This window comes from Bradyrhizobium oligotrophicum S58 (assembly GCF_000344805.1).
GTDB lineage: Bacteria > Pseudomonadota > Alphaproteobacteria > Rhizobiales > Xanthobacteraceae > Bradyrhizobium > Bradyrhizobium oligotrophicum.
This window is the reverse complement of sequence record NC_020453.1, coordinates 6,486,883-6,500,728: the sequence shown is the minus strand read 5'-3', so window position 1 is coordinate 6,500,728 and position 13,846 is coordinate 6,486,883. Positions and strand designations below refer to the sequence as shown.

Sequence of the window (13,846 nt, the reverse complement as noted above, 5' to 3'; positions counted from 1 at the left end):
AGCCATGCGTGCCGTCGTAATTCATGCGCCCAGGGATCTGCGCATCGACAGCTTTCCCGACCCGGCGCCCGGAGCGGGCGAGGTCCGGGTCAAGATCGAGGCCGGCGGCATCTGCGGCTCGGATCTGCACTATTATCATCACGGCGGCTTCGGCACCGTGCGCATCAAGCAGCCGATGGCGTTGGGGCACGAAATCGCTGGTGTCATCGCCGCGGTCGGCGCCGGCGTGACCGGTCTCGCCGAGGGCACGCGCGTCGCCGTCAATCCGAGCCTGCCATGCGGCAAATGCAGCTATTGCCGCGAGGGGCTGCGCAACCAGTGCCTCGACATGCGCTTCATGGGCAGCGCGATGCGCGATCCGCATGTGCAGGGCGGCTTCCGCGAATTCGTCACCGTCGATGCCTCTCAGGCCGTGCCCATCGCGCCGTCGCTGTCGCCAAGTGAAGCTGCGATGGCCGAGCCGCTGTCGGTCTGTCTGCATGCCGCGCACCAGGCCGGCTCGCTGCTCGGCAAGCGCGTGCTGGTGACCGGCTGTGGCCCGATCGGCGCGCTGTCGATCCTGGTGGCGCGTTTTGGCGGCGCGGCCGAGATCGTGGTGACCGATGTCGCCGACGCGCCGCTCGCGGTGGCGCGCACGCTCGGTGCAAGCCATGCGTTCAATGTCGGAGCGGAGCCGTCGGCGCTGGATCCGTGGCGGGCCGGGAAGGGCACATTCGACGTACTGTTCGAGGCGTCCGGCAACCAGGCCGCATTGCGGTCCGCGCTCGACGTCATGAGGCCCGGCGGCGTCATCGTCCAGCTCGGGCTCGGCGGCGAAATGACTTTGCCGGTCAATACGCTGGTCACGAAGGAGCTGCAATTGCGCGGCACCTTCCGGTTCGACCGCGAATTCGAGCTGGCGCTGCGGCTGATGGGCGAGGGGCTGCTGGACGTCAAGCCGCTGATCTCGGCTGTGCTGCCGTTCGAGCAGGCGGTCGCCGCCTTCGAGCTCGCCAGCGATCGAAGCCGGTCGATGAAGGTTCATTTGACGTTTTGATGGATGGATTGACGCCGATGAAAGTCGCCTGCATCGGAGAGTGCATGGTGGAGTTTGCGCAGGAGGACGGTTCGCTGTTCCGGCGCGGCTTTGGCGGCGACACGCTCAACACGGCGCTCTATCTGGCGCGGCTCGGCGTGCCCACCTCCTACGTGACCGCGCTCGGCGATGATCCCCTGAGTGCAATGATGCTGGCGGCCTGGCAGGCCGAGGGCATCGACACCTCCGAGGTGCTGAAGGTCGAGGGCCGCGTGCCCGGCCTGTACATGATCGAGCGCGATGCCAAGGGCGAGCGCAGCTTCCTGTATTGGCGTGACCGCGCGCCGGCGCGCGAACTGTTCGATCGCGCCGACCGCGACATGCTCGACCGGCTGTCCCGCTTCGACTGGATCTATCTCTCCGGCATCAGCCTCTCGCTCTATGGCGAGACGGGCAAGGCCAAGCTGCGCGAGCTCTTGACTGTGGCGCGCAAGCGCGGCGCGCGCGTGGTCTTCGACGGCAACTACCGGCCGCGCGGCTGGGCCAGCCGAGAGGTGGCGCAACGCGCGTTCCGCGCCGTCCTGCCGCTGGTCGACATCGCGCTGCCGACCTTGGAGGACGAGCAGATGCTGTTCGGCGATGCCGATGCTTCCGTCAGCCTGCGTCGTTTCAAGGACGCCGGGGTCAATGAGGTCGTCGTCAAGCGCGGCGCGCGTGGCTGCCTGATCCATGCCGATGGTGTGCTGGTCGACATCGCGCCGCCTGCGGTGCTCAAGCCGATCGACACAACGGCGGCGGGCGATTCCTTCAATGCCGGATATCTGGCCGCCCGCATCCATGGCGCGCCACCCCGCAAGGCGGCGCTGGCCGGCCACCGGCTCGCCGGCGCCGTGATCATGGCGCCGGGCGCGGTGATCCCGGCCACCGCGATGCCGCGGGACATTCTGACGATGAGCGAGGCGTGATGAACAATTTGGACAAGCGCGCGAAGCTCGATGCCGTGTTCGCGCTGGCGCCGGTGATTCCGGTGATCACGATCGAGGACGCGGCGGATGCCGTGCCGCTCGCGCGGGCGCTGGTCGCTGGCGGCTTGCGGGTCATCGAGATCACCTTGCGAACGCAGGCGGGGCTTGATGCCGCGCGCGCGATCATCAACGAGGTGGCGGACGCCGTCGTCGGCATCGGCACGGTGCTGACGCCGGCCGACTACGAGCGTGCGGCCAGGCTCGGCGCCGCCTTCGCGATCAGCCCTGGTCTGTCGATCGGCTTGCTCGACGCCGCCAATGCCGGCGAGCTGCCGTTCGCGCCGGGCATTCAGACCGCGTCCGACCTGATCGCCTGCGTGACCCGAGGTTATGAGCTGGTGAAGTTCTTCCCTGCGGTGCCGGCCGGCGGGCTCGCCGCGCTGGATGCGCTGGCCGGGCCATTCCCGAACGTGCGCTTCTGCCCGACCGGCGGCATCAACGCCGGCAACGCTGCGCAATGGCTCGCGCACAAGAAGGTGGTTGCGATCGGCGGCTCCTGGATCGCCCCCGCGGCCGACATCAAGGCCGGCGCCTGGGCTGCGATCGAGCAGCGCGCCCGCGAGGCAACGAAGCTGCGCTGATCGCTTTTGACAACTTTAAATTTTGTTTGTAACCGCCGACGATCTCCGGCAGCCTACGTCCGCGTACCGCAAAGCGGGCGTCCTCAAAAAGTATTACAGTCAAATAATATGACTAGTCAGACCCGAGGTTCCGTGGAATAACGGGCGCCGCCGGCCGCCAAGGCTGGAGGAAAGGTGCGACGACACCGCTCAACGCGGCGGCGCATCCAGAACAGATACTTTTTGGGAGAGAACGCCTGATGACCCTGAAAGCCCTCTTTGCGGCCTCGGCGACGGCCGCCTTGTTGCTTGCTACTTCCGCCAGCGCAGCTGAACTCACTGTTGGCTTCTCGCAGATCGGATCCGAATCCGGCTGGCGCGCCGCCGAGACCTCGGTCTCGAAGTCGGAAGCCACCAAGCGCAAGATCAACCTGAAGATCGCCGACGCGCAGCAGAAGCAGGAAAACCAGATCAAGGCGATCCGCTCCTTCATCGCCCAGGGCGTGGACGCGATCTTCCTCGCACCGGTCGTGGCCTCGGGCTGGGACGCCGTGCTGAAGGAAGCCAAGGAAGCCAAGATCCCGGTCGTGCTGCTCGACCGCGACATCGATCCCTCGGGCAAGGATCTGTATCTGACCGCGGTGACCTCCGACAGCGTGCATGAGGGCGAGGTGGCCGGCGAGTGGCTCGCCAAGACCGTCGGCGGCAAGGCCTGCAACGTCGTCGAGCTGCAGGGCACGGTCGGCGCCAGCGTCGCCACCAACCGCAAGAAGGGTTTTGACGCCGTCGTCGCCAAGAACGCCAACCTGAAGGTGGTGCGCAGCCAGACCGGCGACTTCACCCGCGCCAAGGGCAAAGAGGTGATGGAGAGCTTCATCAAGGCCGAGAACGGCGGCAAGTCGATCTGCGCGGTCTACGCCCACAATGACGACATGATGGTCGGCGCCATCCAGGCGATGAAGGAAGCCGGCCTCAAGCCGGGCAAGGACATCCTGACCGTCTCGATCGACGCCGTGCCGGACATCTTCAAGGCAATCGCTGCCGGCGAAGCGAACGCAACGGTCGAGCTGACGCCAAACATGGCGGGCCCGGCGTTCGATGCGATCGTGGCCTTCAAGGAGAAGGGCACCACGCCGCCGAAGTGGATCCAGACCGAGTCGAAGCTCTACACCGCAACGGACGATCCGCAGAAGGTCTACGACAGCAAGAAGGGCTTGGGCTACTGAGCTGAAGATATCGCCGTCGTCCTGGCGCCGCGTGCGCAATTGCGCCCAGGCCAGGGCGACGGAAATCAATCGTTGACGTCCGCACTCCGTGTGGGCGTCGACTTCCCGGTCCCGCCCAAGTAGTTCGCCATGTCTGACAGTTCAGCTCCGCCGGCGGCGCGTCCCTCTCTTCTGGAGATCCTTGGCCTGACCAAGAGCTTCGGCGCGTTGAAGGCGCTTGATCACGTCGACTTCACCCTGGGTGAGGGCGAGATCCACGCGCTGCTCGGCGAGAACGGCGCCGGCAAGTCGACCTTGATCAAGGTGGTCACCGGCGTGTTCGCGCGGGACGCCGGCTCCGTCCGGCTCGCGGATCGGGAGATCGCGCCGCGCTCGGCGAAGGACGCCGTCGATGCCGGCATCGCGACGGTGTATCAGGAAGTGAATCTGCTGCCGAACCTCTCGGTGGCGCAAAATCTCTATCTCGGCCGGCAGCCAACGCGGTTCGGCGTCGTGCGCGAGGCCGAGATGCGGCGGCGCGCACACGCGCTGCTGCTCGACTACGGGCTCGATATCGACGTCGGCGCGCCCTTGGCGAGTTACTCGGTCGCGGTCCAGCACATCACGGCGATCGCGCGCGCCGTCGATCTCTCCGCGCGCGTGCTCATTCTCGACGAGCCCACCGCCAGTCTCGACCGCCATGAGGTCGAAATCCTGTTCAAGGTGATGCGAAAGCTCGCGGCTGATGGCATCGGCATCGTCTTCGTCAGCCATTTCCTCGATCAGGTCTACGAGATCTGCAATCGTGTCACCGTGCTGCGCAACGGTCGCCTGATCGGCACGCGCGAGATTGCCGATCTGCCGCGGCTCGACCTGATCCGCATGATGCTGGGGCGCGAGCTCGCCGAGACCACCCACGAACGCGCGGCGAGCCAGCCGGACACGGCGCGCGAGGTCTGCGTCAGCTTCAAGGGCTACGGCAAGCAGGGCTACCTCGCCCCGTTCGATCTCGAGTTGCGCCGCGGCGAGGTGGTCGGGCTCGCCGGCCTGCTCGGGTCCGGCCGTACCGAAACAGCGCGGCTGGTGTTTGGCGCCGAGCGCGCCGACAGCGGCACGGCTACCGTAAATGGTGAGACCATCAGGCTGAATTCGCCGCGCGATGCGGCCGGCCTCGGCTTCGGCTACTGCCCGGAGGAGCGCAAGACCGAAGGCATCGTCGCCGATCTCACCGTACGCGAGAACATCGTGCTGGCGCTGCAGGCGCGGCGCGGCCTGCACCGGCCGCTGTCGCGGCGTGAGCAGGACGAGATCGCAATGCGTTACATCCGCATGCTCGACATCCGGCCGCCGGATCCGGAGCGGCCGATCGGGCTGCTGTCGGGCGGCAATCAGCAGAAGGCGCTGTTGGCGCGCTGGCTCGCCACCTCGCCGAAGCTTCTCGTGCTGGACGAGCCGACCCGCGGCATCGATGTCGGAGCGCATGCCGAGATCATCCGCCTGGTGCGCGAGCTGTGCGAGCAGGGGCTGGCGCTGCTCGTGATCTCATCGGAACTCGACGAGATCGTGACCTATTCCAATCGCGTCGTCGTGCTGCGCGATCGCGCCCATGTCGAGGAGCTCAAGGGCGAGGCGGTCGAAGTCTCCAGCATCCTCGCCGCCATCGCGGCCGATGCCGAGCCCGTTCACGAGGCCGCATCATGACGCTCCGGATTCCGCGCCGCGGGCTTGCGCAAGCTTTTGCACTGATCGTGATCCTGATGATCGATCGCGCGGTGTCGCCGCAGTTCTTCAACCTGCATCTGCAGGATGGGCGGCTGTTCGGCAGCGTCATCGACGTGCTCAATCGTGGCACGCCGGTGGCGCTGCTGTCGCTCGGCATGGTGCTGGTGATCGCGACCGGCGGCATCGATCTCTCGGTCGGCGCCGTCATGGCGATCGCCGGCGCCACCGCGGCAAGCCTTGCCGATACGCATTCGCTGCCGGTGGTGATCGCGTCCGCGCTCGGCGTGGGTCTCGTCTGCGGGCTCTGGAACGGCATTCTCGTCGCGATCCTGCGCATCCAGCCGATCGTCGCCACGTTGATCCTGATGGTGGCGGGGCGCGGCATCGCGCAACTGATCACCGAGGGGCGCATCGTCACCTTCACCTCGCCCGATCTGGTATGGATCGGCAACGGCGCCGTGTTCGGCCTGCCGATGCCGATCGTGATCGCGATCGGCATGCTGCTGGTAACGGCGGCCGTCGTGCGCGGCAGCGCGCTGGGGCTGCTGATCGAGGCGACCGGCGGCAATGCGCGGGCGAGCGAGCTGTCGGGCGTCGGCACTCGTGCCATGATCCTGTCGGTCTATGTCTGGTGCGGCCTCTGCGCGTCGCTCGCCGGTGTCATCGCGGCCGCCGACATCATGGGCGCGGATGCCAACAATGCCGGTCTCTGGCTCGAGCTCGATGCCATCCTGGCCGTCGTGATCGGCGGCACCTCGTTGTTCGGGGGCCGCTTCAGCCTGGTGCTGGCTGTGGCCGGCGCGCTGATCATCCAGGCGATGAACACCGGCATTCTGTTGTCGGGCTATCCGCCGGAGCTCAATCTGCTGGTCAAGGCCGTGGTCGTTCTCGCCGTCCTGCTGGCACAGTCGCCGCGGCTCGGCGATCTCTCGCGCTTCACCGCGCGCTGGCGGAGGACCAAACCATGAAGGCCTCAACCTCGGTTGCGATCACCGCCTTCGTGCTCGTCGCCGGCTTTGCGCTGTGCGCGCTGCAGTTCCCGAACATCGCCTCGACCCGCGTCGTCGCCAATCTGCTGACCGACAACGCCTTCCTCGGCATCGTCGCGGCCGGCATGACCTTCGTCATCATCTCCGGCGGCATCGATCTGTCGGTCGGTTCGGTGATCGGCTTCACCACGGTGTTCGTGGCGCTTGCCATCGAGCGCTGGGGCATTCCGCCGTTCGCGGCCTTTGCGCTGGTGCTGGTGCTCTGCGCCCTGTTCGGCGCCGCGATGGGTGCGGTGATCCACGTCTTCGATCTGCCGCCCTTCATCGTGACGCTCGCCGGCATGTTCCTGGCCCGCGGCGTCAGCTTCCTGCTGTCGACCGAATCGATCCCGATCAGCGCGCCGATCTACAGCGCCGTGTCCGACTTCGCGATCAGGCTGCCGGGGGGAGGGCGGCTCACGGCGATCGCGATTGCGATGCTGGTGATCCTGGTGCTTTGCGCGCTGCTGCTGCACCTCACCAGGTTCGGCGCCAACGTCTACGCGCTCGGCGGCAGTCGCGCCGCGACCGCCCTGATGGGCATTCCAGTGGGGCCGATGACGATCCGCATCTATATGCTGTCGAGCGTGCTTGCGGGGCTCGCCGGCATCGTCTTCTCCTTCTATACCGCCGCCGGCTATTCGCTTTCCGCCGTCGGCGTCGAACTCGACACCATCGCGGCGGTGGTGATCGGCGGAACCTTGTTGACGGGCGGGCAGGGCTCCGTCATCGGCACCTTCCTCGGCGTCCTGATCCAGGGCATGATCCAGACCTACATCAATTTCGACGGTACGCTGTCGAGCTGGTGGACCAAGATCGCCACGGGGGTTCTGTTGTTCGTTTTCATTGCGCTGCAGCAAGGTCTGATGGCGCTCGCGCGCCGCTCGTCCGTCAAGCCCGCTGGGGCCAAGCCGGTGGGGGCGCGGACATGACGTCGCACATCGTCGTCATTCCGACCCGGCGCGCCCACTCCAACCATGCCGAGGTCGCCCGCAGCATCGGCATCGACATCATCGCCGGCCGCTACGCCGAGGGCGCGCGGCTGCCCGGCGACGCCGAATTGACGGCGATGTTCGGAGTGTCGCGACCGGTGCTGCGCGAGAGCGTCAAGACGCTGGTCGCCAAAGGGCTGCTGACGACCAAGGCCCGCGTCGGCACGGTGGTGCGCGGGCGCTCGGACTGGAACATGTTCGATCCCGACGTGCTGGCCTGGCATCTCGATGCCGGCATCGACAAGCGCTTCCTCTCCGACCTCGCCGAGATCAGGCTTGCGATCGAGCCGCGTGCCGCGGCGCTCGCCGCGGAACGGCGCAGCGAGGGCGATCTCGTCGAGATGGGCAAGGCGATGGCGCAGATGGAGCGGGAGCCGTCGACGTCGATCGCCTTCGCCGAGGCCGACCTGGCCCTGCACATCGCGATCGCCAATGCCTCGGGCAATCCCTTCATGCGCTCGATCGGCGCCGTCATCGAAGCCGCTTTGCGTGCCTCGTTCGTCCTGAGCGCGCCCGTCGAGACCGCCGATCGCGACACCGTGCTGGTCTGGCACCAGCGCATCATCGACGCGATCGCCGCCGGCGACCCCGAGGCCGCCTCCGAGGCCATGATCGAAGTCATCTACAACGGCCGGCGGCGCCATGCGCTATCGGCTGCACGAACGGACCAGCAATGAGCAACGACAAGTCAGACAAGCAGCTGCGCAGCCAGGCGTGGTTCGGCCGCCAGGACAAGATGGGCTTCTATTATCGCTCATTCCTGAAGAACAGCGGCACGCCGCAGGATCGCTTCGAAGGCCGTCCGGTCATCGGCATCTGCAACACCTGGTCGGAGCTGACGCCCTGCAACGGGCATTTCCGTGTCATTGCCGAGCACGTCCGCCAGGGTGTGCTCGATGCCGGCGGCTATCCGCTCGAATTCCCGGTGTCCTCGCTCGGCGAGGTGACCATGCGCCCCACGGCGATGCTGTTCCGCAACCTCGCCTCGATGGACGTCGAGGAGGCCATCCGCGCGCATCCGCTCGATGGCGTCGTGCTGCTGATGGGCTGCGACAAGACCACGCCGGCGCTGCTGATGGGCGCGGCCTCCGCCGACCTGCCGACCATCGGCGTCTCCGGCGGCCCGCAACTGCGCGGCGTCTACCGCGGCCAGATCATCGGCTCCGGCACCAACATCATCTCGATGAGCGAGCAGCTGCGCGCCGGCGAGATCACCCTGGCGGAATTCCACGAGGCCGAGGCGGCGATGAACCGCTCCGCCGGCAGCTGCATGACGATGGGCACGGCCTCCACTATGGCCTCGATGGTCGAGGCGCTTGGCATCGGTCTGCCGGAGAATGCCGCGATTCCGGCCGCTGACGCGCGGCGCAATCTGCTCGCGCGCATGGCCGGGCGGCGCATCGTCGAGATGGTCGGAGAGGATCTCAAGCCGTCGGACATCCTCACGCGACAGGCGTTCGAGAATGCGATCCGCACCCTGGCCGCGATCGGCGGATCGACCAATGCGGTGGTGCATCTGCTCGCCATCGCCGGCCGCGTCGGCGTCGAGCTGACATTGGACGATTTCGACCGGCTGTCCCGCGACGTGCATTGCCTCGTCGACCTGATGCCTTCGGGCCGCTTCCTGATGGAGGATTTCTACTACGCCGGCGGCCTGCCGGCCGTGCTGCGCGCGCTCGGCGAGCGCGGCCTGCTGCACAAGGACGCCCGCACCATCAATGGCAAGAGCCTATGGGACAACGTCGCCGCGGCGCCGAACTGGAACGCCGAGGTCATCACGCCGTTCGAGGCACCGTTCAAGCCGGAAGGCGGCATTGCCATTCTCTCCGGCAATCTCGCGCCCAACGGCGCCGTCATCAAGCCGTCGGCGGCCTCGCCGGAGCTGATGAAGCACACGGGACGCGCGGTCGTGTTCGAGAGCGTCGAGGAGATGCATGACGCTGTCGACGACGACAACCTCGACATCGATGCGTCCTGCATCATGGTGCTGAAGAATTGCGGCCCGAAGGGCTATCCCGGGATGGCCGAGGTCGGCAACATGCCGCTGCCGGCCAAGGTGTTGCGCCAGGGTGTGCGCGACATGATCCGCATCTCTGACGCCCGCATGTCGGGCACCGCCTATGGCACCGTGGTGCTGCACGTCGCGCCGGAGGCGACCGTTGGCGGCCCGCTGGCGCTGGTGAAGAATGGCGACATGATCACGCTCGACGTTGCCGCCCGGTCGCTGCATCTGCATGTCAGCGACGAGGACCTGGCCGCGCGCCGCGCCGCCTGGACGCCGCCCAAGCCGCATGCGGCGCGCGGCTATCAGAAGCTCTACATCGATCACGTGCTGCAGGCCGACCGCGGCGTCGATTTCGATTTCCTGGTCGGTCGCAGCGGCTCGCCCGTGCCGCGCGACAATCACTAGAGGTGCCGCATGACCGCTTCATCCAGAGAGCTCTACAAGGGCGTGTTTCCGGTGGCGCCGACCATCTTCGATGCTGACGGCCGCCTCGATCTCGACGGCCAGAAGCGCGCGATCGATTTCATGATCGACGCCGGTTCGCACGGCATCTGCATCCTTGCCAACTTCTCCGAGCAGTTCGTGCTGACCGATGACGAGCGCGATCTCGTCATGACCACGGTGCTGGAGCATGTCGCCGGCCGCGTGCCGATCATCGTCACGACGACGCATTTCTCGACCTTCGTCTGTGCCGAGCGCTCACGGCGCGCGCAGGACAAGGGCGCTGCCATGGTGATGGTGATGCCGCCCTATCACGGCGCCACCTTCCGCGTGCCTGATACCTCGATCTACGAATTCTACCGCGGCGTCTCCGACGCGATCTCGATCCCGATCATGGTGCAGGATGCGCCGGTGGCCGGCACGCCGCTGTCGGTGCCGCTGCTCGTGCGCATGGCCAAGGAGATCGAGAACCTCGCCTACTTCAAGGTCGAGGTGCCGCGCGCGGCCGACAAGCTGCGCGCGCTGATCGAGGCAGGTGGTGCCGCGATCGAGGGGCCGTGGGATGGCGAGGAGGCGATCACCTTGATGGCCGATCTCGACGCCGGCGCGACGGGCGCGATGACCGGTGGCGGCTATCCCGACGGCATCCGCAAGATCATCGATCCTTATTTCGCGGGCGACCGCGACGCCGCGGCTGCGGCCTATGAGCGCTGGCTGCCGTTGATCAACTACGAGAACCGGCAGTGCGGCCTTGCGACCTGCAAGATCCTGATGAAGGAGGGCGGCGTGATCCGTCACGACACGCTGCGCAGTCCGCAGCCGGCGATTCATCCGGCGACACAAAAGGGCCTGATCGACATTGCGCGGCGGCTCGATCCGGTCGTGCTGCGCTGGGGACGCTGAGATGAGCGAGCTTCGTGTCGCCATCGTCGGCTTCGGCAAGATCGCACGGGATCAGCACGTCCCGGCGATCGCCGCCACCGAGGGCGTGACTTTGACCGCGGTCGCGAGCCGCAACGCTTCGCTGCCCGGCCTGCCGCATTTCGGCACGATCGAGGAGCTGCTGCGCGACGGACCCGAGATCGACGCGGTTGCTTTGTGCACGCCGCCGCAGGTGCGCCGCGTGCAGGCGCTGGCGGCGCTCGAGGCCGGCAAGCATGTGATGCTGGAGAAGCCGCCGGGCGCGGCCGTCACCGAGCTCGATCCGCTGATGGCGCTCGCCGCCGCCAAGCAGCGCACGCTGTTTGCGACCTGGCATTCGCGTTACGCGCCGGCCGTCGAGCCCGCGCGGGAATGGCTGTCACAGCGCCAGATCCGCAGCGTGCGGATCGACTGGAAGGAGGACGTGCGCGTCTGGCATCCGGGGCAGGGCTGGATCTGGGAGCCGGGCGGGCTCGGCGTGTTCGATCCTGGCATCAACGCGCTGTCGATCCTGACCCGCATCCTGCCCGAGCCGGTGTTCGTGACGGAGGCGGAGCTGTCGTTCCCGTCCAACCGTCAGGCGCCGATTGCGGCCAACCTGTCGCTGACCACGGCCAGCGACCTGCCGATCGCGGCCGAATTCGATTTCCGCCAGACCGGACCGCAGAGCTGGGACATCCGGATCGAGACCGACACCGGGCAGCTGAAGCTGTCCCTGGGCGGCGCGCGCATGACCGCGGACGATCAGCTGATGGTCGACGAGAAGGAGCGCGAATACCCCGGCCTTTATCGCCGCTTCGTCGCGCTGACGAAGACCGGCGTCAGCGACGTTGATCTCGCGCCGCTGCGGCTGGTGGCCGACGCCTTCCTGCTCGGCCGCCGCACCCTCGTCGAGCCGTTCGAGGACTGAAGCCATGACGGATGAGGCACGGATCACCAGGAACGTGTTCGGGACGCTGCCGGACGGTCGCGAGGTCGAGCGCGTGACGTTGCGCGGCGCCGGTGGCTTCGAGGCGCGCATTATCACCTATGGCGCCGCGCTGCAGGCGCTGCTGGTTCCTGACGCGCAGGGCCGTGTCGATGACATCGTGCTCGGCCATGACGATCTGCTGAGCTATCTGCTGTTGCGGAAATATTTCGGCGCGACCGTCGGCCGCTACGCCAATCGCATTGCCAAGGCGCGCTTTACGCTCGACGATCAGGACGTGCGTCTGGAGGCCAATGATGGCGCGCATGCGCTCCATGGCGGGCCCGACGGTTTCGACCGCAAGCTCTGGCAGATTGTCGCGACCGAAGGCGGCGCGCAGCCGTCGGTCACGATGCTCTATGTCAGCCCGGATGGCGAGGCGAACTATCCGGGCCGGCTCGATGTCCGCGTCACCTATCAGCTGACCGGGCCGATGGAACTGGCCATCACCTTCAGCGCGCGCACCACCCGCGCGACGGTCGTCAATCTCACCAATCACAGCTTCTTCAATCTCGACGGCCTCGCGGCCGGCACCGGCATTCTCGATCATCGACTGACCCTGGCTGCGGACCACTATCTTGCGATCGACGAGACCGCGATTCCGCTGGAGGGACCGCCGCACGCCGTCGAGGGCACGCCGTTCGATTTCCGCGAAGCACAGCCGATCGGCGCGCGCATCCGCGCCGACGATGCGCAGATCAGATGCGGCCGTGGCTATGATCACAATTTCTGTCTGCGCGAGGGAAGCGGCGTTCGCTTCGCGGCGCGGCTCGAATCACCGCGCTCGGGGCGGGCCATGGAGCTGCTCACGGATCAGCCCGGCCTTCAGATCTATTCCGGCAACTACATCGACGCGACGGTCAGCGGCAAGGGGCGGGTCTATCGCCAATCCGACGCCATCTGTCTGGAGCCGCAAGTGTGGCCGGATGCGCCGAACCGGCCGGATTTCCCGAGCGCGCGCCTGTTGCCGGACGAGGTCTATCGCCACGAGACGGTGTATCGCTTCTCGATCGCGGGAGGGGCCGCATGATGGAGCAGGTGCCGACCACGATCCTCTGCGCCGAGCGCTGCCATCTCGGCGAGGGGCCGACTTATGATCCCCACACCGACACCGCTTGGTGGTTCGATATCCGCGAAGGCCTGCTGTTCGAGGCGACCATTGCCAGCGGCGCGGTCCGACGCCACGTGCTTGGGAAAATGGCGAGCGCGCTCGGCCGCATCGATGCCAACAGGCAGCTGATCGTGGCTGAGGACGGACTCTATATCCGCACCATCGCGGACGGCGCGCTGTCGCTGTATCTGCCGCTCGAGGCCGACAATCCGGCGACGCGGTCGAACGATTCGCGCGTCCATCCCTCCGGTACGTTCTGGATCGGCACCATGGGCCGCAGGGCCGAGTGCGGTCTGGGATCGATCTATGCGCTGCATCGCGGCGAAATCATCAAGTTGTTCCCCAACGTCACCATTCCCAACGCGATCTGCTTCTCGCCGGATGGCACAATCGGCTATTTCGCGGATACGGACGAGAACGTGCTCTACCGCGTCGTGCTCGACCCGGAGACAGGCCTGCCGCGCGGCGAGCCGGAGGTGCTGCTGCGCCATACCGGGATCGGCGGGCTCGACGGCGCCGTCGTCGATGTCGAGGGGCGGATCTGGAACGCGCGCTGGGGCGGCGGTTGCGTCGATGTCTATAGCTCGCAGGGCGAGCATCTGCGCAGCATTGCGGTTCCGGCCAGCCAGGCGAGCTGCCCGGCCTTCGTGGGCCCGGACCTGTCGCGGCTGCTGGTCACATCGGCCTGGCAGGACATGGATGAGGCGGCCAAGGCGGCCGACCCTGGCCATGGCCAAACCTTCCTGCTGGATGTGGGCACGCGCGGCCGCGCCGAGCCCGACGTCAAGCTCTCCACCTGAGAGGAGGAACAATCAGTCAAGCGTTGGTTCAGTCTAACAGCTATCTGGTATCAA

13 protein-coding genes are annotated in these 13,846 nt (G+C 66.9%); all 13 read left to right on the top strand.

Annotated elements, in window-relative coordinates:
• Window positions 1-4: 4 nt before the first annotated feature.
• The 13 genes from S58_RS28075 (at window position 5) to S58_RS28015 (ending at window position 13,792) form a co-directional block, all read left to right on the top strand.
• Window positions 5-1,036 carry an L-idonate 5-dehydrogenase gene (locus S58_RS28075; protein ID WP_015668795.1) on the top strand — a complete coding sequence of 344 codons (1,032 nt, stop codon included), beginning with the start codon at window positions 5-7 and terminating at the stop codon, window positions 1,034-1,036.
• Window positions 1,037-1,083: 47 nt separating this feature from the next.
• Entirely contained in the window at window positions 1,084-1,980 is an 897-nt protein-coding gene (locus S58_RS28070) for a sugar kinase (protein WP_042340981.1), read from the top strand.
• On the top strand, window positions 1,977-2,621 hold the full coding sequence (gene eda, locus S58_RS28065) for a bifunctional 4-hydroxy-2-oxoglutarate aldolase/2-dehydro-3-deoxy-phosphogluconate aldolase (RefSeq protein WP_083938689.1): 645 nt from the start codon (window positions 1,977-1,979) through the stop codon (window positions 2,619-2,621). The genes S58_RS28070 and eda overlap by 4 nt, the downstream gene beginning before the upstream one ends.
• A gap of 239 nt (window positions 2,622-2,860) precedes the next feature.
• Entirely contained in the window at window positions 2,861-3,826 is a 966-nt protein-coding gene (ytfQ, locus tag S58_RS28060; protein WP_015668792.1) for a galactofuranose ABC transporter, galactofuranose-binding protein YtfQ, read from the top strand.
• A gap of 129 nt (window positions 3,827-3,955) precedes the next feature.
• Complete coding sequence (locus S58_RS28055; protein ID WP_015668791.1) at window positions 3,956-5,506, top strand: sugar ABC transporter ATP-binding protein; 1,551 nt, start codon at window positions 3,956-3,958, stop codon at window positions 5,504-5,506.
• Window positions 5,503-6,495, top strand: a complete 993-nt coding sequence (locus S58_RS28050) for an ABC transporter permease (RefSeq protein ID WP_015668790.1) — start codon at window positions 5,503-5,505, stop codon at window positions 6,493-6,495. Before S58_RS28055 ends, S58_RS28050 begins: the two co-directional genes overlap by 4 nt.
• A complete protein-coding gene (gene yjfF / locus S58_RS28045; RefSeq protein WP_015668789.1) occupies window positions 6,492-7,487 on the top strand; it encodes a galactofuranose ABC transporter, permease protein YjfF in 996 nt (331 codons plus the stop codon). Before S58_RS28050 ends, yjfF begins: the two co-directional genes overlap by 4 nt.
• A complete protein-coding gene (locus S58_RS28040; protein ID WP_015668788.1) occupies window positions 7,484-8,224 on the top strand; it encodes a FadR/GntR family transcriptional regulator in 741 nt (246 codons plus the stop codon). The genes yjfF and S58_RS28040 overlap by 4 nt, the downstream gene beginning before the upstream one ends.
• Window positions 8,221-9,957, top strand: coding sequence for an IlvD/Edd family dehydratase (locus S58_RS28035; RefSeq protein WP_015668787.1), 1,737 nt, complete (start codon window positions 8,221-8,223; stop codon window positions 9,955-9,957). The genes S58_RS28040 and S58_RS28035 overlap by 4 nt, the downstream gene beginning before the upstream one ends.
• Window positions 9,958-9,966: 9 nt before the next feature.
• On the top strand, window positions 9,967-10,896 hold the full coding sequence (locus tag S58_RS28030) for a dihydrodipicolinate synthase family protein (RefSeq protein ID WP_015668786.1): 930 nt from the start codon (window positions 9,967-9,969) through the stop codon (window positions 10,894-10,896).
• Window position 10,897: 1 nt separating this feature from the next.
• Window positions 10,898-11,824 (top strand): Gfo/Idh/MocA family protein, encoded by a 927-nt coding sequence (locus S58_RS28025; RefSeq protein ID WP_015668785.1) that lies wholly within the window; start codon window positions 10,898-10,900, stop codon window positions 11,822-11,824.
• Between the two features lie 4 nt (window positions 11,825-11,828).
• Window positions 11,829-12,911: an aldose epimerase family protein gene (locus S58_RS28020; RefSeq protein WP_015668784.1), complete on the top strand. Its 1,083-nt coding sequence runs from the start codon at window positions 11,829-11,831 to the stop codon at window positions 12,909-12,911.
• Window positions 12,911-13,792: an SMP-30/gluconolactonase/LRE family protein gene (locus S58_RS28015; protein WP_042340273.1), complete on the top strand. Its 882-nt coding sequence runs from the start codon at window positions 12,911-12,913 to the stop codon at window positions 13,790-13,792. Before S58_RS28020 ends, S58_RS28015 begins: the two co-directional genes overlap by 1 nt.
• The last annotated feature ends 54 nt before the right edge of the window (window positions 13,793-13,846 follow it).

Excerpts from the sequence above, each read along its gene's own strand:
- S58_RS28050 (WP_015668790.1), top strand. The coding sequence starts at position 5,503 with ATGACGCTCCGGATTCCGCGCCGCGGGCTTGCGCAAGCTTTTGCACTG.
- S58_RS28040 (WP_015668788.1), top strand. The coding sequence starts at position 7,484 with ATGACGTCGCACATCGTCGTCATTCCGACCCGGCGCGCCCACTCCAAC.
- yjfF (WP_015668789.1), top strand. The coding sequence starts at position 6,492 with ATGAAGGCCTCAACCTCGGTTGCGATCACCGCCTTCGTGCTCGTCGCC.
- S58_RS28020 (WP_015668784.1), top strand. The coding sequence starts at position 11,829 with ATGACGGATGAGGCACGGATCACCAGGAACGTGTTCGGGACGCTGCCG.
- S58_RS28030 (WP_015668786.1), top strand. The coding sequence starts at position 9,967 with ATGACCGCTTCATCCAGAGAGCTCTACAAGGGCGTGTTTCCGGTGGCG.
- S58_RS28015 (WP_042340273.1), top strand. The coding sequence starts at position 12,911 with ATGGAGCAGGTGCCGACCACGATCCTCTGCGCCGAGCGCTGCCATCTC.
- S58_RS28055 (WP_015668791.1), top strand. The coding sequence starts at position 3,956 with ATGTCTGACAGTTCAGCTCCGCCGGCGGCGCGTCCCTCTCTTCTGGAG.
- S58_RS28025 (WP_015668785.1), top strand. The coding sequence starts at position 10,898 with ATGAGCGAGCTTCGTGTCGCCATCGTCGGCTTCGGCAAGATCGCACGG.
- ytfQ (WP_015668792.1), top strand. The coding sequence starts at position 2,861 with ATGACCCTGAAAGCCCTCTTTGCGGCCTCGGCGACGGCCGCCTTGTTG.
- S58_RS28035 (WP_015668787.1), top strand. The coding sequence starts at position 8,221 with ATGAGCAACGACAAGTCAGACAAGCAGCTGCGCAGCCAGGCGTGGTTC.
- S58_RS28075 (WP_015668795.1), top strand. The coding sequence starts at position 5 with ATGCGTGCCGTCGTAATTCATGCGCCCAGGGATCTGCGCATCGACAGC.